18 protein-coding genes and 1 rRNA gene are annotated in these 19,130 nt (G+C 53.6%); 8 read left to right on the top strand and 11 right to left on the bottom strand.

Features of this window, described 5'->3' with window-relative positions:
* Positions 1–16: 16 nt before the first annotated feature.
* The 6 genes from lepA to rseD all read right to left on the bottom strand — a co-directional run bounded on the left by lepA (position 17) and on the right by rseD (position 4,789).
* Positions 17–1,816, bottom strand: a complete 1,800-nt coding sequence (gene lepA / locus F153LOC_RS00095; RefSeq protein ID WP_100779279.1) for a translation elongation factor 4 — start codon at positions 1,814–1,816, stop codon at positions 17–19.
* Positions 1,817–2,001: 185 nt separating this feature from the next.
* Positions 2,002–2,478, bottom strand: coding sequence for a SoxR-reducing system protein RseC (gene rseC / locus F153LOC_RS00090; protein WP_102104997.1), 477 nt, complete (start codon positions 2,476–2,478; stop codon positions 2,002–2,004).
* Positions 2,475–3,428, bottom strand: coding sequence for a sigma-E factor regulatory protein RseB (rseB, locus tag F153LOC_RS00085; protein ID WP_100779277.1), 954 nt, complete (start codon positions 3,426–3,428; stop codon positions 2,475–2,477). Before rseB ends, rseC begins: the two co-directional genes overlap by 4 nt.
* Complete coding sequence (rseA, locus tag F153LOC_RS00080) at positions 3,428–4,081, bottom strand: anti-sigma-E factor RseA (protein WP_100779276.1); 654 nt, start codon at positions 4,079–4,081, stop codon at positions 3,428–3,430. Before rseA ends, rseB begins: the two co-directional genes overlap by 1 nt.
* 31 nt (positions 4,082–4,112) lie before the next feature.
* Positions 4,113–4,688: an RNA polymerase sigma factor RpoE gene (gene rpoE / locus F153LOC_RS00075; RefSeq protein ID WP_100779275.1), complete on the bottom strand. Its 576-nt coding sequence runs from the start codon at positions 4,686–4,688 to the stop codon at positions 4,113–4,115.
* Positions 4,685–4,789, bottom strand: coding sequence for a rpoE leader peptide RseD (gene rseD / locus F153LOC_RS21475; RefSeq protein ID WP_228483504.1), 105 nt, complete (start codon positions 4,787–4,789; stop codon positions 4,685–4,687). The genes rpoE and rseD overlap by 4 nt, the downstream gene beginning before the upstream one ends.
* Positions 4,790–5,113: 324 nt before the next feature.
* Here rseD and nadB point away from each other — a divergent pair, with 324 nt between their 5' ends.
* Entirely contained in the window at positions 5,114–6,733 is a 1,620-nt protein-coding gene (gene nadB / locus F153LOC_RS00065; RefSeq protein ID WP_102104998.1) for an L-aspartate oxidase, read from the top strand.
* Here the strand turns inward: nadB and F153LOC_RS00060 are convergent.
* Positions 6,718–7,455, bottom strand: coding sequence for a tRNA1(Val) (adenine(37)-N6)-methyltransferase (locus F153LOC_RS00060; RefSeq protein ID WP_102104999.1), 738 nt, complete (start codon positions 7,453–7,455; stop codon positions 6,718–6,720). The genes nadB and F153LOC_RS00060 overlap by 16 nt on opposite strands.
* Before the next feature lie 131 nt (positions 7,456–7,586).
* Between F153LOC_RS00060 and srmB the strand changes: the two genes are divergently transcribed.
* Positions 7,587–8,918: an ATP-dependent RNA helicase SrmB gene (srmB, locus tag F153LOC_RS00055; RefSeq protein ID WP_100779272.1), complete on the top strand. Its 1,332-nt coding sequence runs from the start codon at positions 7,587–7,589 to the stop codon at positions 8,916–8,918.
* Positions 8,919–8,970: 52 nt separating this feature from the next.
* Here srmB and grcA read toward each other — a convergent pair whose 3' ends face one another.
* Positions 8,971–9,354, bottom strand: a complete 384-nt coding sequence (gene grcA / locus F153LOC_RS00050) for an autonomous glycyl radical cofactor GrcA (protein WP_100779271.1) — start codon at positions 9,352–9,354, stop codon at positions 8,971–8,973.
* Positions 9,355–9,668: 314 nt separating this feature from the next.
* Between grcA and ung the strand changes: the two genes are divergently transcribed.
* On the top strand, positions 9,669–10,358 hold the full coding sequence (gene ung, locus F153LOC_RS00045) for a uracil-DNA glycosylase (RefSeq protein WP_102105000.1): 690 nt from the start codon (positions 9,669–9,671) through the stop codon (positions 10,356–10,358).
* 66 nt (positions 10,359–10,424) lie between these two features.
* Here ung and F153LOC_RS00040 read toward each other — a convergent pair whose 3' ends face one another.
* A complete protein-coding gene (locus F153LOC_RS00040) occupies positions 10,425–11,522 on the bottom strand; it encodes a tRNA/rRNA methyltransferase (protein ID WP_102105001.1) in 1,098 nt (365 codons plus the stop codon).
* 206 nt (positions 11,523–11,728) lie between these two features.
* On the opposite strand from F153LOC_RS00040, the gene trxC reads away from it, so the two are divergent.
* The 5 genes from trxC to F153LOC_RS00015 all read left to right on the top strand — a co-directional run bounded on the left by trxC (position 11,729) and on the right by F153LOC_RS00015 (position 17,449).
* Positions 11,729–12,148, top strand: coding sequence for a thioredoxin TrxC (gene trxC / locus F153LOC_RS00035; protein WP_100779268.1), 420 nt, complete (start codon positions 11,729–11,731; stop codon positions 12,146–12,148).
* A gap of 69 nt (positions 12,149–12,217) precedes the next feature.
* Positions 12,218–12,916: a tRNA-uridine aminocarboxypropyltransferase gene (gene tapT / locus F153LOC_RS00030; protein WP_102105002.1), complete on the top strand. Its 699-nt coding sequence runs from the start codon at positions 12,218–12,220 to the stop codon at positions 12,914–12,916.
* A 35-nt stretch (positions 12,917–12,951) separates the two neighbouring features.
* Positions 12,952–15,615: a protein lysine acetyltransferase gene (gene pat, locus F153LOC_RS00025; RefSeq protein ID WP_102105003.1), complete on the top strand. Its 2,664-nt coding sequence runs from the start codon at positions 12,952–12,954 to the stop codon at positions 15,613–15,615.
* Between the two features lie 110 nt (positions 15,616–15,725).
* Complete coding sequence (pssA, locus tag F153LOC_RS00020) at positions 15,726–17,081, top strand: CDP-diacylglycerol--serine O-phosphatidyltransferase (RefSeq protein ID WP_102105004.1); 1,356 nt, start codon at positions 15,726–15,728, stop codon at positions 17,079–17,081.
* Positions 17,082–17,125: 44 nt separating this feature from the next.
* Positions 17,126–17,449: a YfiM family lipoprotein gene (locus tag F153LOC_RS00015; protein ID WP_102105005.1), complete on the top strand. Its 324-nt coding sequence runs from the start codon at positions 17,126–17,128 to the stop codon at positions 17,447–17,449.
* Here the strand turns inward: F153LOC_RS00015 and F153LOC_RS00010 are convergent.
* Together F153LOC_RS00010 and rrf are read right to left on the bottom strand one after the other, a co-directional pair.
* On the bottom strand, positions 17,446–18,741 hold the full coding sequence (locus F153LOC_RS00010; protein ID WP_100779263.1) for an MFS transporter: 1,296 nt from the start codon (positions 18,739–18,741) through the stop codon (positions 17,446–17,448). The genes F153LOC_RS00015 and F153LOC_RS00010 overlap by 4 nt on opposite strands.
* Positions 18,742–19,001: 260 nt before the next feature.
* A 5S ribosomal RNA gene (gene rrf / locus F153LOC_RS00005) occupies positions 19,002–19,117 on the bottom strand.
* Positions 19,118–19,130 lie beyond the last annotated feature (13 nt).

Here is a 19,130-nt window from a genome sequence, read left to right as displayed (position 1 = left end):
GCCAACTCCTTAAGGATTATTTTCCGTCTTTACCCACGTGCAGAATGGCAAGGAACGCTTCCTGCGGCAGCTCAACGTTACCGACCTGCTTCATACGTTTTTTACCATCTTTCTGTTTCTGCAACAGTTTCTTCTTACGGCTTACGTCGCCGCCGTAGCATTTCGCCAGGACGTTTTTACGCAGCTGTTTCACCGTAGAGCGGGCAATGATGTGGTTGCCGATGGCGGCCTGAATCGCGATATCAAATTGCTGACGCGGGATCAGCTCTTTCATTTTCTCGACCAGTTCGCGGCCACGGTACGGCGCGTTATCGTTGTGGGTGATCAGCGCCAGCGCATCAACACGCTCGCCGTTGATCAGCACATCCACACGCACCATGTTGGACGCCTGGAAACGTTTAAAGTTGTAGTCCAGCGACGCATAGCCACGAGAGGTAGACTTCAGACGGTCGAAGAAGTCGAGCACCACTTCCGCCATCGGGATTTCATAGGTCAGTGCCACCTGGTTACCGTGGTAAACCATGTTGGTCTGCACGCCACGCTTCTCGATACAGAGCGTAATGACGTTGCCCAAGAACTCCTGCGGCAGCAGCATGTGACACTCCGCGATTGGCTCACGCAGCTCTTCAATATTGTTCAGCGGCGGCAGCTTGGAGGGGCTGTCGACGTAGATAACGTCTTTGTTGGTGGTCTGGACTTCATACACTACGGTCGGTGCCGTGGTGATCAGATCCAGATCGTATTCACGCTCAAGACGCTCCTGAATGATCTCCATGTGCAGCAGACCCAGGAAGCCACAGCGGAAGCCGAAGCCCAGCGCAGTAGAGCTTTCTGGTTCATAGAACAGGGAAGCATCGTTCAGGCTCAACTTGCCGAGCGCATCACGGAAGTTTTCGTAATCGTCAGAGCTGACCGGGAAGAGACCCGCGTAAACCTGAGGCTTCACTTTTTTGAAGCCTGGCAGCGCTTTATCAGCCGGATTACGTGCCTGAGTCAGGGTATCGCCCACTGGCGCACCCAGGATGTCTTTGATGGCGCAAACCAGCCAGCCAACTTCGCCGCATTTCAGTTCAGTACGATCAACCTGTTTCGGTGTGAAGATACCCAGACGGTCAGCGTTGTACACCTGACCGGTGCTCATCACTTTGATTTTGTCGCCTTTACGCATGGTGCCGTTTTTAATACGCACCAGCGACACCACGCCAAGGTAGTTATCGAACCAGGAGTCGATGATCAGCGCCTGTAGCGGCGCATCTGCGTCACCTTCTGGTGCCGGGATATCACGTACCAGACGCTCCAGCACATCAGGAACACCGACACCGGTTTTCGCCGAGCAGCGCACTGCGTCTGTGGCGTCAATACCGACAATGTCTTCAATCTCTTCCGCCACGCGCTCTGGATCGGCAGCCGGCAGGTCGATTTTGTTGAGCACCGGCACCACTTCGAGATCCATTTCCATCGCGGTGTAGCAGTTGGCCAGGGTCTGAGCTTCTACGCCCTGCCCGGCATCAACCACCAGCAGCGCGCCTTCGCAGGCTGCCAGCGAACGAGAAACTTCATAAGAGAAGTCAACGTGGCCTGGGGTGTCGATGAAATTCAGTTGATATGTTTCACCATCAAGGGCTTTGTAGTCGAGCGTTACGCTCTGCGCTTTGATGGTGATACCACGTTCGCGTTCCAGGTCCATGGAGTCCAGTACCTGGGCTTCCATTTCACGATCAGACAGGCCACCGCAAATCTGGATAATACGGTCAGAAAGCGTCGACTTACCGTGGTCAATGTGAGCAATGATCGAAAAGTTACGTATGTTCTTCATATAGTTAAATAATTATGCCTTACGAATTCCTGGAGGCCGCTGTTCTTAGCCTGACGTTTTTCAGTGCGAAAACGCAGCATTCTACACTACATCTTCGTCACCAGGAAATGCTGTTAAAGCCAAGCATAGCGTCAGAGAAGGACGTTTTGTTTTATGGGATGTAAATAAAGATAAAGCCCGATGAATTATCGGGCTTCTGAAGAGAGCGTTTCGACACGCAGCATGTCTGGCGGAAGCCCCACGCTGAGGATAACGGGCTGCCAGGCTTCTTTCTCAGCAAGCTTTTGAGAAAAGCCGCGCGCCAGCATAAAACCGCCCACGCCGCCCAGCACTCCGCCGCTCATCGCCGCGAGATCGGTGCCAAACAGCATCTGGAAAATTCCGGCGACCACAAATAAGCCCACCAGCGGGGAGAGATACACCAGCATGGCGGACCCCAGCAGGCTGCCTTCAGCAATCCCCAGTTCCACCTTTTGCCCAACAGTAAGCGGTTCTGCACTTGGCACAGAGATGGTGTGCGTGGTTTGCGGCCCCAGCTTATTCAGCACCCGGCTACCGCAGCCAGCGCGCGAGGCGCAGCTGTTGCATGACGCTTTCACGTCACAGCTCACCAGCGCAACGCCATTTTGCCACGAGACAACGGTGGCCCATTCTTTGATCATTGTGCGGCCCTGAATTTAATGCTGTCAGCGATGCGTTTCGCCGTCTGCGGTGGCAGTTCACCCACAATCGTGATTTCGGCGTTATCCCGCAGCGTCGTGCTCACGGTCCGGCGTCCGGTACGAAGCATTTGCTCGCTGCTGTTGGCAGACGCCCGATTGATGTTCACCGAAAAGCTGAACAAGCCGTCAGAATAGAGACGCGACTCGACCGGCGTTTCAATGGTCGGAAGCTGACGACGGCTACTGGATATCTCGCTGAAACCTTGTGGGATCCACGCTGGCACCCAGTTGAAATTCACCGTATCGCCCGCAGGCACTGACAGAAGCGGCGGAAGGCTCGCTTTCGCCAGATTCTGCATGCTGTTACCCACCTGACCATTCACCGTAAAGGAAATCACGCGGAACTGCTCCAGCGTTTCGCCGTCCCGATCGAGGAGATCGACACGCATCGGCAGTTTGCTCTCCGCATCCATCCACACGATGTAGCTATAGCGTGTGCCGTCTCTTGCCACTACGCGAATCACTTCACAAAGCCGATCCGCAATGCGCGTACGGCCAACGGAAATGAAATCGTAGTAAGGCGACAGACGTTTGAAGTCGGTATAAACGAGGGCCGGGAGCGAGTCGACAATGTAATCGCCATTAAGCGTAAACGGCTCAAGGCCTGGCTCAAAGTAGCTGATTTCATTACCGCGCTGTACAACCTCACGGCGCGGGCCGTCGAGTTGTAAAAGCTGGGCGAGCGGCTGGTTATCAAGACGGGCATGGCGGTAGCGTAACGACTCTACACCTTGCTTGTTGATACTGATAAAGGCCAACTCGTAGTTGAGTGACTGGCTCGCCATATTCATCTGCTGCAACAACGCCCCGGACGATAAATCAGCCGAGGCGTTGGTAGAGAAGAACAGGCTACCCGCCACTAAGGACATGGCGCACCAAAGTTGCTTCATTACTGCGATTGCGTTCCTAAAGTTTGGTTTCCTGGCACTTGCACACCAGCCTGCTGGGTCTGTGCCTGCTCAAACTGGAGCTGCTCAGAGTGCAGACGACGCTGCAACTCATAGTCCTGCAGCATCGCATTAATGCGACGACGCTGTTCCTGGACCTGCTGTTGCTGGCCCGGGCTGACTGAGGCATCGGCAGATGGCACACCCAAGCTAACCGGACTTGCTTTACCCATCATCGGCAGTGTATTGAACACTGGCGCTTCAGGCTGCTGGTTAGCTTCTGATTGACCGTTATAGTGCTGGACGCCAACGATAACTGCAAGCGATACGCATGCAGCCACGCCCATTTGGGTTAATTGGCTCGCCCACGGGCGCACTTTTTTCCAGAATGGCATCTTCTGCCATTGATGTGGCGCAGGTTGAGCTTCAGGGATCAGCGGAGTGGTCTGATGTACAGGCTCGTTCTCAATTGCCGCCATTACGCGTGCTGAGATATCGAAATGGAGAACATCGCCCGTATCACCACGCATAGAGTCGCGGATGAGATGGTAACTCTCCCAGGTCTTTTGCATCTCGGGAGAGTGAGAGAGCTCGTTAAGCAGCTCACTGTCCAGCGTTTCACCATCCATTAAAGCGGAAAGTTTTTCTTTCTGCATGCCTAATACCTTTTCCAGTATCCCGCTATCGTCAACGCCTGATAAGCGGTTGAACTTTATTATCAATAGCTTCTCGCGCACGGAAGATTCGCGAACGAACCGTTCCGACCGGACAGTCCATGATAGCCGCTATCTCTTCATAGCTAAGTCCATCAAGCTCCCGCAAGGTAATTGCCATGCGTAAATCTTCCGGGAGTGCCTCGATCGTGCGAAAAACGATTTGTCTCAGTTCTTCTGACAACATTAAGTTCTCAGGGTTCGAAATTTCTTTCAATGCGCCGCCGCTTTCGAAGTTTTCAGCGTCTATTGCGTCCACATCCGTTGAAGGCGGACGACGGCCCTGAGCGACCAGATAATTCTTTGCTGTATTGACTGCAATACGATACAGCCAGGTGTAAAAAGCACTATCCCCCCGGAAAGAATCCAGCGCACGATAGGCCTTTATGAAAGACTCTTGCACTACATCAGGAACATCTCCTGACGGTACATAGCGGGATACCAGACTCGCCACTTTATGCTGATAGCGAACCACCAGTAAGTTAAAGGCTTTCTGATCTCCCTTCTGGACCCGTTCAACCAGGACCTGGTCCGTTAACTGCTCGCTCATCCGAGGTAATGTCTCCCCAAACCTAAATTCCACGCGTTATCGAAACGCCACTCTAAAAACACTGCAATGTGAGCAAGCACGAGGTTAGAGGGTCTATTCATCAATAAGTTCCGTTACGCGTCTGTTTTTGTCCATCGTGTCGCAGACTGTTCATTTTCTCTCATTATAAGTCTGTTAACGATACGTACCCAATTTCTGATGAGAAATGGTATTTTTGCTGCCAGAAGAGTACCGCAACACAGGGTTTATTTCACCACATAATCTGAAGCTAACGATCTGCTTCGCAAAATATTTTCGTTCTTTTACGCCTTTTTTGAGGTTGTGTTTAAGTTTAGGCTGCGCAACAGCATTCAAAAAAAACGTGCGATTCATCGCATTCGGGTGCTATTCTGGCCAAACACTGTTTAGTAAATTAAACAAACATCATGAACACAACTCCAGAACTGCATTGTGATGTACTGATTATTGGCAGCGGCGCTGCCGGGCTCTCTCTGGCGCTTCGACTGGCCTCGCATCAGAAAGTGATCGTACTGAGCAAAGGCCCGATGAGCGAAGGCTCGACGTTCTATGCTCAGGGCGGTATTGCTGCGGTATTTGATGAAACCGACAGCATTGCATCGCACGTGGAAGACACGCTGATCGCTGGCGCAGGCATTGTCGATGAACACGCCGCAGAATTTGTGGCCAGCAACGCCCGTCACTGTGTGCAATGGCTTATCGATCAAGGCGTTTTGTTCGATACGCACGTTCAGCCGAATGGCGAAGAGGGGTATCACCTCACCCGTGAAGGCGGTCATAGCCACCGCCGCATCCTGCACGCAGCAGATGCAACGGGCAAAGAGGTCGAAACCACTTTAGTCGCTCAGGCACGTAATCACCCCAATATTCAGGTGCTTGAACGCAGCAATGCAGTGGACCTGATTATCTCCGATAAAATTGGTCTGCCGGGCACACGACGCGTTGTGGGAGCGTGGGTCTGGAACCGGAATAAAGAGACGGTTGAGACCTGTCAGGCTAAATCGGTGGTGCTGGCAACAGGTGGCGCATCGAAGGTGTATCAGTACACGACGAATCCGGATATCTCTTCAGGAGACGGGATCGCCATGGCGTGGCGTGCAGGTTGCCGCGTCGCCAATCTGGAGTTTAACCAGTTCCACCCGACCGCCCTGTTCCATCCGCAGGCGCGTAATTTTCTGCTTACCGAAGCCCTGCGTGGTGAAGGCGCGCATCTCAAGCGCCCCGACGGCACGCGCTTTATGCCAGACTTCGACCCGCGTGGTGAACTGGCCCCGCGCGATATCGTCGCTCGTGCCATTGACCACGAAATGAAACGTCTCGGCGTCGACTGTATGTATCTCGACATCAGCCATAAACCCGCCGATTTCGTGCGCCAGCACTTCCCGACTATCTATGAAAAATTACTGGGGCTTGGGATTGATCTCACCAAAGAGCCGGTGCCGATCGTCCCTGCGGCGCACTATACCTGCGGCGGCGTGATGGTGGACGATCATGGCCGTACGGACGTGGATGGTCTATACGCCATCGGTGAGGTGAGTTATACCGGGCTTCACGGCGCGAACCGCATGGCGTCAAACTCGCTGCTGGAGTGCCTGGTTTACGGCTGGTCTGCCGCAGAAGATATCATCAAACGGATGCCCTACGCCCGTGAGGTGGCACACCTGCCTGCCTGGGATGAAAGCCGGGTGGATAATCCGGATGAACTGGTGGTCATCCAGCACAACTGGCATGAACTGCGGCTCTTTATGTGGGATTACGTCGGGATTGTACGCACCACCAAACGTCTGGAGCGCGCCCTACGCCGGATAACGATGCTGCAGCAGGAAATTGACGAGTATTACGCCAATTTCCGCGTATCTAACAATCTGCTGGAGCTACGCAATCTGGTCCAGGTGGCGGAGCTGATTGTCCGCTGTGCGATGATGCGCAAAGAGAGTCGGGGCCTGCATTACACGCTGGACTACCCCGATCAACTGGCGGAGTCTGGTCCGTCGGTGCTGTCCCCTCTCGTTCACATAAACAGATAAAACGCCTGGGTCAGCGCCGTGTAGGCTTCGGAATAACGCTGATCTGGCCCGCGAATCACCATCCTGTCGCTAAAGCACTCACCCTCTTTTGGGGAGAGTGCTAATAAAACACGGTGCGGAAGTCTTGCTTCGTTATCGGCGATATCCGTTCGCAGGCGTAAGTACCAGCCGATATCGAGCGCTTTTTTGATAAACGCGTTACCGGTACTTTCAGGCAGAACAACGCAGAAAAATCCCTCTTCTGAGATCAAATTCGCTGCCGCCATTAACAGTGCGGTGTGATCCAGCGAACCGGTGTATCGCGCCTGATCGCGTTCCGGCGTCGCGCAGTCGACGCCAGGCTCAAAGTAAGGCGGGTTGCTGACTATCAGATCGTAGCGCGCCGTTTGCTCCGGCGCCCACGTGAGGATATCGGCGCATTCCACCTGAACGCGAGACGCCCACGGCGATTCGGCGGCATTCTCGCTGGCCTGACTGGCGGCCTGTGCATCGAGTTCAACAGCATCGATCGTGACGTGCTGCTCCGTACGTTGCGCCAGCATCAGCGCCAGTAACCCACTTCCACTACCAATATCCAGAATTCGCTTAACCTTCGCGACGGGCGCCCACGCTCCCAGTAATATACCGTCAGTGCCGACTTTCATCGCACAGCGATCGTGGGCTACAAAGAACTGTTTAAACGTAAAACCATCGCGGCGCAGCTGCGCTTTGGGTTGAGACATGTCAAAGCAACCTTCTTAAATAAAACCGGATTAGCATAGGGGAAAGCGAAGTGGCGGAAAAGGGATATCCACAAACAGATGAAGATTGCAGCCATAACGTCTATAATCAGCGCCCCACACAGAGGTAGAACATGACTGTAACGACTTTTTCCGAACTTGAACTCGATGAGTGCCTGCTGGAAGCTCTCCAGAATAAAGGCTTCACACGCCCAACTGCCATCCAGGCGGCTGCTATTCCGCCTGCGTTAGAAGGCCGTGATGTACTCGGTTCTGCGCCGACAGGCACCGGTAAAACGGCGGCATACCTGCTGCCCGTCTTGCAGCATCTGATCGATTTCCCTCGCAAGAAATCTGGCCCACCGCGCATTCTTATCCTGACCCCAACACGTGAACTGGCCGTGCAGGTGGCAGAACATGCGCGTGAACTGGCCGCGAATACGCATCTGGATATCGCCACCATCACCGGCGGTGTTGCCTATATGAACCACGCCGAAGTGTTCAGTGAGAACCAGGATATCGTGGTGGCGACAACCGGGCGCCTGATGCAGTACATCAAAGAAGAAAACTTTGACTGCCGTGCGGTGGAAACGCTGATCCTAGATGAAGCTGACCGCATGCTGGAACTCGGTTTTGCGCAGGACATCGAACACATTGCGGGCGAAACGCGCTGGCGCAAACAGACGATGCTGTTCTCCGCCACCCTGGAAGGTGACGCAATTAAAGACTTCGCTGAGCGTCTGCTCAACGAACCAGCGGAAGTGTCTGCGACGCCATCCACGCGCGAGCGCAAAAAGATCCACCAGTGGTATTACCGCGCAGATAACCTTGAGCACAAAGTCGAGCTGCTGAAACATCTGTTGAAACAAGATGATACCACCCGTACCATCGTGTTTGTGCGTAAGCGCGAGCGTGTGCATGAGCTGGCGAATATGCTGCGTTCTGCCGGTATCGATAACTGCTATCTTGAAGGCGATATGCCGCAGGCGAAGCGTACCGAGGGGATTAAGCGTCTGACTGAAGGTCGCGTCAATGTGCTGGTTGCCACCGACGTCGCAGCGCGCGGTATCGATATTCCTGATGTCAGTCATGTCATTAATTTCGACATGCCGCGTACCGGTGACACCTACCTGCACCGTATCGGTCGTACCGGCCGTGCGGGTCGTAAAGGGATCGCTATCTCGCTGGTAGAAGCACACGACTACATGCTGCTCCTGAAAGTTGGCCGCTATATCGAAGAGCCATTGAAAGCTCGCGTCATTGACGAACTGCGTCCGACCACGCGCCCACCGAGCGAAAAGATGACGGGCAAACCGTCCAAGAAAGTGCTCGCGAAACGCGAAGAGAAGAAAAAAGAGCAGGCGAAAGAGAAGCCGCGCGTGAAGAACCGCCATCGCGATGCCAAAAACATTGGTAAGCGCCGTAAGCCAAGCGGTACGCCGCCAACGTCGCAGAACGAAGAGTAAAAAAAAGCCGGGTTTATCACCCGGCTTTTTTATTCCCCCAAAACCTCAAGCCTTACAGGCTTTCAGTAAAGGTACGCGCGATAACGTCACGCTGCTGTTCTGGGGTGAGAGAGTTGAAGCGTACCGCGTAGCCAGAAACACGAATAGTCAGCTGCGGGTATTTTTCTGGGTTCTTAACCGCATCTTCCAGGGTTTCACGACGCAGAACGTTAACGTTCAGGTGCTGACCGCCTTCCACGCGAACTTCCGGCTGGATGTCCATTGGGATCTCGCGGTATTCGATTTCGCCCAGTTTGTTGACCGGAACGATTTCGTCTTCAGCAAAACCGGCTTTCGCAACCACACAACGTGCTTCGCCTTTTTCGCTGTCCAGCAGCCAGAAAGAGTTCAGCAGGTCGTCGTTTGCAGCTTTAGTAATTTGGATACCTGTAATCATGTCATGCCTCCAGGGCTACATTAATTAATGAATGTCGGCCTCTCGCGGCCAATTGGTAAAACCATTGTTGCTTGAGTGTATATATATCAGCCGGCACCCCATGATTCTTTGATTTAAATCAACAAAAACCGCAACCACACAAATAGTGTGGTTTGATTTTGTTGTTTCAGATCAATTTTACAGAGCCGACTTTCTGCCCTGATTTGAGTATTTCAAATTAAATTGAAAGACTTAGCTGTAAATGTCGTGCGGAATTTTGCTCCCTTCCCTGAAAAGGTTAAGCTAGGCGCAATTGAGATATGCAGGAGAGCATGATGACGACCCCTTTGACATGGCATGACGTGCTGGCAGATGAAAAGCAACAGCCTTATTTTGTGAATACGCTCAGTACCGTCGCGCAGGAGCGGCAATCCGGTCAAACGATCTATCCGCCACAGAAGGATGTGTTTAACGCCTTTCGTTACACCGAACTGAATGATGTGAAAGTGGTCATTCTGGGTCAGGATCCCTACCACGGTCCTGGACAGGCGCACGGTCTGGCATTTTCGGTTCGTCCTGGGATTGCAACACCCCCTTCCCTGCTGAATATGTATAAAGAGCTGGAAGGATCGATGCCTGGCTTTAGTCGTCCGGCGCACGGTTATCTTGAAAGCTGGGCGCGTCAGGGCGTACTGCTGCTCAATACCGTGTTAACGGTTCGCGCGGGACAGGCTCACTCCCACGCCAGCCTGGGCTGGGAGACCTTTACGGATAAAGTCATCAGCCTTATCAATGAACATTGTGAAGGCGTGGTGTTTTTACTGTGGGGCGCACATGCGCAGAAGAAAGGGGCGATTATCGATGCCCAGCGTCATCATGTTCTGAAAGCGCCGCATCCCTCTCCACTGTCGGCTCACCGCGGATTTTTTGGCTGTAACCACTTTGTTCTGACCAATGAATGGCTGAAAAAACGCAATGAAGCGCCAATCGACTGGATGCCCGTGTTACCGGCTGAAAGCGAGTGATTTTTCGGAAGGGATAAAAATAATTATGCCCGGCTATCACCGGGCATAATTGTAGACAACGCAATATTATGCTTTGTTCTGACGCCACCATTCAGCCAGCAGGACGCCGGTTGCAACGGAAACGTTGAGGCTTTCGACTTTACCTGTTCCGTCGATTGAGACGCTCAGGTCGGCAGTAGAGAGCGCGGCATCGGACAGACCATCACGTTCCTGACCCAGTACCAATACCATTTTGCGCGGCAGCGTCGCTTTGAACAGCGGCGTACCTTTATGGCTGGAGGTGGTCACGATGGAGTAACCCGCCTGGCGGAACTCTTCGATAGCATCCAGAACGCTTTCGCCAGTAATCGGCTGCACATGTTCCGCACCGCCTTCGGCTGTACGAATAGCGGCACCGGATTCGACAATCGCCGCATCCTGCAACAACACACCTTTCACGCCGAAATGGGCGCAGCTACGCATCATCGCACCCAGGTTGTGCGGGTTGCCCACATCTTCCAGTGCCAGTACGCAGTCATCGGCATCAGCCTGGCTGACCCATTGCTGCACCGTGGTGCCGTTACGTTTTTTGATCAGGAAGCAGACGCCGCCGTGATGTTCAGTACCAGATGCTTTGGTCAGCTCCGCATCATCTACCACATGGTAGGCTTTACGGTTTGCTGCCATCCAGCGCAGGGCCTCTTTGAAACGCGGCGTGACGCTCTGGATAAACCAGGCGCGAACGATGCATTCAGGACGGCTCTGGAACAGGGCCTGACAGGCGTTCTCGCCATAGACGCGGGTCTCTTCTGCGCGTTGACGGCGCAGGACTTCCGGATCGATAAAGCTCTTACCACTGATTCCGCCGTGATCGGCTTTTGCCGGTGCCTCTTCACCCGGTGCACGGGAAACGGTGCGCCATGGGGATGCATCACGAGGGAAATCATCGCGTGGACGGTCATCGCGACGGCGATCGTCACGCTTACGGTCATCACGTTTGCGGTCATCACCGCGGTTATTTCTGTCATCGCGGGCGGGGCGACGGCCACCGTCTGCACGAGATGGTCCCGGACGGCCCCCACCCTTTCCGGTACGCGGATTTTGGGTGCGTTTGTCAGAATCATCATCACTGCGGACATACATCACTTTGACCTTGCCGCTTTTATTCTTCAGTTCGTCGTTCATGCTTTTCTCCACCAGCGCTGCGCGAAGCGCGCAGATTACCCGATGTGTCAGCGCATAGCCATTATTTCATACAAAAGCCTGTGACTATTGTTCCCATTGAATAAAACGCATTGTCGTTTCAAACAAGCTCAATGATAATATGTAACATATCAGAAACATTATCGGCACTTTGCCGCTTTGTCCCACTGCTCTATCAGAGGTTAGTTATGAATACCGTATGTGCCAACTGCCAGGCTCTCAATCGCATTCCGGATGACCGAATTGATGATGGAGCGAAATGCGGGCGTTGCGGTCATGAGCTTTTCGATGGCGACGTGATTAACGCAACCGGTGAAACCCTCGATAAATTACTGAAAGACGATTTGCCGGTAGTCGTGGATTTCTGGGCACCCTGGTGCGGCCCATGCCGTAACTTTGCGCCGATTTTTGAAGATGTCGCCGAAGAGCGCAGCGGTAAAATGCGCTTTGTGAAGGTCAATACAGAAGCAGAACGCGAGCTGAGTGCGCGATTCCGTATTCGCAGCATTCCCACCATCATGATTTTCAAAAAGGGTGAAGTCGTGGATATGCTCAACGGTGCCGTACCAAAGGCACCTTTCGAAAGCTGGCTGAACGAAACGCTCTGACAATCACGGGGCACTGCTTGTGCCCCGCTGTTCCCTCTGCGAGAATGGCGTTTTTTCTGCGCCTCTTCCATGACTGATAACGCCGTACTTCAATTGCGCGCCGAACGCCTGGCGCGTGCGACCCGCCCTTTTCTTGCCCGAGGCAACCGCATTCGTCGCTGCCAGCGCTGCCTGTTGCCGCTAAAACAGTGTCTGTGTGAGACGCTGGCTGCGAGCCACGCACAGAGCCGTTTCTGCCTGGTGATGTTTGACACTGAGCCGATGAAACCCAGCAATACCGGACGGTTAATCGCCGATATTCTGCCAAATACGGCCGCGTTTCAGTGGTCCCGCACCGAGCCGCCGCAGGCACTGCTCGATCTGGTCGCCAGTCCTGATTATCAACCCATGGTGGTGTTTCCCGCCTCCTATGCCGGTGAAAGCCGCAAGGTGATCGCCGCGCCGCCCAAAGGCAAACCTCCGCTGTTTATTATGCTGGACGGTACCTGGACCGAAGCGCGAAAAATGTTCCGCAAAAGCCCGTATCTGGATGCACTGCCGGTGATCTCCGTCGATCTGTCCCGCGTGTCAGCCTATCGCCTGCGTGAAGCCCATGCCGAGGGGCAATATTGTACGGCGGAAGTGGCTATCGCCCTGTTAGATCTGGCGAATGACACCGAAGCCGCCAGCGCCCTGGGCCGCCATTTTTCCTGTTTCCGCGAGCGTTACCTGGCAGGAAAACCCACACATCAGGCCAGCATCACAGCAGAAGAACCGGAAAGCGTTTAAAATCATCAGGTCACTCGCGTTAACAGGAGACTTGTATGAGCCAGCGAGGGCTAGAAGCGCTACTCCGCCCTAAATCCATCGCCGTGATCGGAGCCTCGATGAAGCCCGATCGCGCCGGATATTTAATGATGCGCAATTTGCTGGCCGGAGGCTTTAATGGCCCTGTCATGCCTGTCACTCCCGCTTATAAAGCTGTTCAGGGCGTCCTCGCCTGGCCGGACATACAGAGCCTGCCGTTTGTCCCCGATCTTGCCATCCTGTGTACGCACGCCAAACGCAATCTCGCCCTGCTCGACGCGCTGGGTGAGAAAGGCTGTAAAACCTGCATTATTCTCTCTTCGCCGCCAGAACAGCAGGCCGAACTGCTGGCCAGCGCGAGCCGGTATCAGATGCGTTTGCTTGGTCCTAATAGTCTTGGGTTGCTGGCGCCGTGGCAGGGACTCAATGCCAGCTTTTCTCCAGTGCCGATTCGAAAAGGCAAACTGGCGTTTATCTCTCAGTCTGCCGCCGTGTCCAACACTATTCTTGACTGGGCGCAGCAGCGTGAAATGGGCTTTTCATATTTCATCGCGCTGGGCGATAGCCTGGATATTGATGTCGACGAGCTGCTCGATTTCCTCGCGCGCGACAGTAAAACCAGCGCGATACTTCTCTATCTCGAGCACTTAACTGATGCCCGACGTTTTGTTTCTGCTGCGCGTAGCGCATCACGTAATAAACCGATTCTGGTGATCAAAAGTGGCCGTAGTCCCGCAGCGCAGAAATTGTTGCACTCTCACTCAGGCATGGACCCGGCCTGGGATGCGGCCATTCAGCGCGCTGGTTTGCTGCGCGTGCAGGATACCCACGAGCTTTTCTCGGCCGTAGAAACCCTAAGCCATATGCGCCCGTTACGCGGTGAAAGGCTGATGATTTTAAGTAACGGTGCGGCCCCCGCAGCGCTCGCCCTCGATGAGCTGTGGTTGCGTAACGGGAAACTCGCCACCCTGAGCGATGAGACGATTCAGCGGCTTAAAGAAGCGCTTCCTGCCAGTGTCACGCCGGGAAACCCACTGGATCTGCGGGATGACGCCAGTAGCGAGCGCTATATCAACGCGCTCTCCCTGTTGCTGGATAGCCAGGATTTTGACGCGCTGATGGTGATTCATTCCCCCAGCGCCGTCGCACCCGGTAGCCAAAGCGCACGCGCGCTGATTGATGCCGTCAAAAACCATCCACGTGGCAAATATGTCACGCTGTTGACCAACTGGTGCGGAGAATACTCTTCTCAGGAAGCGCGGCGTTTGTTCAGCGAGGCAGGACTGCCCACCTACCGCACGCCGGAAGGCACCATTACTGCGTTTATGCATATGGTGGAGTACCGCCGCAACCAAAAGCAACTGCGTGAAACACCCGCATTGCCCGGCAATCTGGCCGCCAATGCGACCGAAGCGCATAACCTGTTACGCCAGGCCATTGAGGACGGTGCGTCTTCTCTGGATACCCATGAAGTACGACCCATTCTGGATGCCTATGGTATGCAGACTTTACCCACCTGGATTGCGAGCGACAGCGCCGAGGCAGTGCATATTGCCGAACAGATTGGTTATCCGGTGGCGTTAAAACTGCGTTCGCCGGATATTCCGCATAAGTCGGATGTGCAGGGGGTGATGCTTTATCTGCGCACAGCCGCGGAAGTTCAGCAGGCCGCCGAGGCGATTTTTGACCGCGTAAAAATGGCCTGGCCGCAGGCGCGAGTTCACGGGCTTCTGGTACAGAGCATGGCGAATCGCGCCGGAGCGCAGGAATTACGAGTCGTGGTTGAACACGATCCGGTCTTTGGCCCGTTGATTATGCTGGGTGAAGGCGGTGTGGAGTGGCGACCGGCAGAACAGGCCGTGGTTGCCCTGCCGCCGTTGAACATGAATCTGGCTCGTTATCTGGTGATTCAGGCCATTAAGAGCAAAAAGATCCGCGGTCGCAGCGCGCTCCAGCCTTTGGATATTATCGGGCTGAGCCAGTTTCTGGTCCAGGTCTCTAACCTGATCGTCGATTGTGCTGAGATTCAGCGGCTGGATATTCATCCGCTGCTGGCGTCGGGCAATGAATTTATCGCACTGGATGTCACACTGGATATCGCGCCCTTTACAGGTGATCGCGAAAGCAGACTGGCCATTCGCCCGTATCCTCTGCAACTGGAAGAGTGGGTGGAGATGAAAAACGGCGAGCAGGTGCTGTTTCGCCCGATCCTGCCCGAAGATGAACCTCAGTTGCGAGCCTTTATCGCTCAGGTGACGAAAGAAGATTTGTACTATCGCTACTTTAGCGAAATCAGCGAATTTACCCATGAAGATTTAGCCAATATGACCCAGATCGACTACGATCGGGAAATGGCGTTTGTTGCCGTTCGCCATCGTGATGAAGGCGATGAGATCCTGGGTGTCACGCGGGCAATTTCCGATCCTGACAACGTGGATGCCGAGTTTGCCGTGCTGGTTCGCTCCGATCTGAAAGGCCTTGGTCTCGGTCGGCGTTTGCTGGAAAAACTGATTGGCTATACCCGAGATCACGGTTTGCTCTGCCTGAATGGCATTACTATGCCGAATAACCGCGGCATGATTACCCTGGCGCGTAAACTCGGATTCGACGTAGATATTCAGCTGGATGAGGGAATTGTCGCCCTCTCGCTCCGCCTGGCATCGACGTCTGCTCAAGAGTAAGGTACTGGAAATGTTGACCACTTTCGACAGTTCTGGTGGTATCATTGTCCGCTTATGTTGTCTGCAGATGCCAGATAACCCTTCAATGAACAGAGAAGATACGCACTGTGATGTTGTCAAAATTTAAGCGTAATAAACATCAACAACACCTTGCTCAACTACCGAAGATTTCTCAGTCAGTTGATGATGTCGAGTTCTTTTATGCTCCCGCCCATTTCAGGGAGACGCTTCTGGAAAAGATTGCGAGTGCCACGCAACGTATTTGCATTGTGGCGCTTTATCTCGAACAGGATGAAGGTGGACGCGCGATTTTAAGCGCGGTCTATGAAGCTAAACGCCAGCGCCCGGAACTGGACGTTCGTATACTGGTTGACTGGCACCGTGCTCAGCGTGGCCGAATTGGCGCTGCCGCATCCAACACCAATGCCGACTGGTACTGCCGTATGGCGCGGGAAAACCCAGGCGTTGACGTCCGTGTGTATGGTGTTCCTGTCAATACGCGCGAAGCCCTGGGCGTTCTGCATTTCAAAGGATTCATCATTGATGACAGCGTGCTGTACAGCGGCGCCAGCCTCAATGACGTTTACCTGCATCAGCTCGATAAGTATCGCTACGACCGCTACCATCTGGTTCGCAATGCACAGATGGCGGACATCATGTTTAACTGGGTCGATCAAAACCTGGTTCATGGTCGTGGCGTCAATCGTCTTGACGATCCGAATCGTCCAAAAAGCCCGGAAATCAAAAACGACATCCGCCTTTTCCGTCAGGAATTGCGCGATGCGGTTTATCATTTCCAGGGAGACGCAAATAATGAACAGCTGTCCGTTACGCCGCTGGTCGGGCTAGGAAAATCCAGCCTGCTGAACAAGACCATCTATCATCTGATGCCGTGTACTGAGCAGAAGCTGACGATCTGTACGCCGTACTTCAACTTACCGGCAATCCTGGTGCGTAATATTATCCAGCTGCTACGCGATGGTAAAAAAGTCGAAATCATCGTTGGGGATAAAACCGCAAACGACTTCTTTATTCCGGAAGATCAGCCGTTCAAAATTATCGGTGCGTTGCCCTATCTTTATGAAATCAACCTGCGTCGCTTCCTGAGCCGCCTGCAGTATTACGTCAACACCGATCAACTGGTGGTGCGCCTCTGGAAAGACGAAGACAACAGCTATCATCTGAAGGGGATGTGGGTTGATGATGACTGGATGCTGCTGACCGGGAATAACCTCAACCCGCGCGCCTGGCGCCTGGATCTGGAAAACGCCATTCTGATCCACGATCCGCGACATGAGCTTTCAGCCCAGCGTGAACGTGAACTTGAGCTGATTCGTACCCATACGACTACCGTTCGCCATTACCGCGATTTGCAAAGTATTGCGGACTACCCGGTGAAAGTGCGTAAGCTTATCCGCCGTTTACGCCGTATTCGTATTGACCGTCTGATTAGCCGCATTCTGTAACGACCAGGCCCTGTCAGTGACGGGGCTTTTTTTTGGAGTCTGTTATGCGCGTTTTGCTCCTGCTCATTTCCCTATTACTTTCAGGCTGCAGTCATATGGCTAATGACAGCTGGCAGGGTCAGGATAAAGCCCAGCACTTTATCGCCTCAGCGATGCTTTCCGCCGCCGGTAATGAATACGCGCAGCACCAAGGTGTGAGCCGCGATCGCAGCGCCGTCTACGGATTCATGTTCTCCGTCAGTCTTGGCGCATCGAAAGAGTTTTGGGACAGCCGCCCTGCAGGGAGCGGCTGGAGCTGGAAAGATTTTGCCTGGGATGTTGCCGGTGCCACCACCGGCTATGCGGTGTGGCAACTGGCACATTATTAAAGACGAATGCCTTTCCCTTTGCGGTGTAGCATCAGTGAGACAATAAACGCCAACGCCCCCATAACGGTGACATACCAGAAAAAGGTGTTTTCACTGCCTACCGATTTCAGTGTTAACGCGACATATTCTGCCGAACCGCCGAAGAGTGCATTAGCAACCGCGTACGATAGCCCCACTCCCAGAGCACGGACCTGAGCAGGGAACATCTCTGCTTTCAATATTCCGCTTATTGACGTGTAAAAACTCACGATAATCATCGCCACCATCACAAGTGCGAAGGCTGCATAGGGAGATGATACATGTTGCAGCGCGGACAAGATTGGGACTGTACAAAGCGCGGATAACCCACCAAAGATGAGCATGGATGTCCGCCGCCCGATTCTGTCTGACAGTGCGCCAATCAATGGCTGAATCAGCATGAACACAAATAAGGCCGCCGTCATGACGATACTGGCCACATTGGCATGCATCCCGGTGGTATTCACCAGGTACTTTTGCATATAAGTGGTGAACGTGTAAAAGCTCAGCGAACCGCCAGCGGTAAACCCTAACACCATGACAAAGGCTTTTCGGTTACGCCATAACCCTTTCAACGAACCTGCTTCTTTCAGTGCCCTCACCTCTTTTTGCGAGGTTTCATCAAGCTGTCGGCGCAGCCACAGAGCCACGACCGCCAGAACCGCTCCCATTGCAAAAGGTATGCGCCATCCCCAAGAATGCAATTGCTCATCCGTCAGCACCTGCTGCAGAACAACCACCACTAAAATAGCCAGCAGCTGCCCGCCGATCAGTGTGACGTACTGGAAGGAGGCATAAAAACCTTTCCGCCCTTCCACAGCAACTTCACTCATATAAGTAGCACTTGTACCGTATTCACCGCCGACGGAAAGGCCCTGGAACAAACGAGCCAATAATAACAGCGCGGGTGCCCACGTCCCGATAGTGTCATATCCCGGCAGACAGGCAATCACCAGCGATCCGAGGCACATCATGCAGACAGAGATCAGCATTGAGGTTTTACGCCCTTGTCTGTCTGCAATTCGGCCAAACAGCCAGCCGCCAATTGGACGCATCAGAAATCCTGCAGCAAATACCCCTGCGGTTTGGAGCAACTGGGTAGTCGTGTTGCCGGACGGGAAAAAGATATGAGCAAAATAGAGGGAACAAAACGAGTAAACGTAGAAGTCGAACCATTCAACCAGGTTGCCGGATGACGCGCTGACAATCGCCCATACTCTGCGCCGGGTATCGCTGTCAGCCAGCGTCCCGTGCGATGTGATACCTTCGGTCATTTAAGTGTGCTCCTGCCATAAGACTTAAGCGTGTTGGACGCTAAGATCCAATCATTTAGTAAATGAAATGTTATATTTTTGTTATATTTAACATTGTGACTTGAATCACACATTTACTTAGCAGGGTAATCGATTAGGAGGAATACCAGGAATGGAACTGAGTGGTGAGAAAGTTTCACGGAGGGAAGCAGAGGAATGAATAAGAAAGGACAAAAACGCAAAAAGGCCATCCTTCCGGATGGCCTCTTCACTTGTTTGATGCCTGGCAGTTCCCTACTCTCACATGGGGAGACCCCACACTACCATCGGCGCTACGGCGTTTCACTTCTGAGTTCGGCATGGGGTCAGGTGGGACCACCGCGCTAAAGCCGCCAGGCAAATTCTGTATC

Source organism: Lelliottia sp. F153, assembly GCF_002870005.1.
GTDB classification, from domain to species: Bacteria; Pseudomonadota; Gammaproteobacteria; order Enterobacterales; family Enterobacteriaceae; genus Enterobacter; species Enterobacter nimipressuralis.
This window is presented reverse-complemented; position numbering and strand designations above follow the sequence as displayed.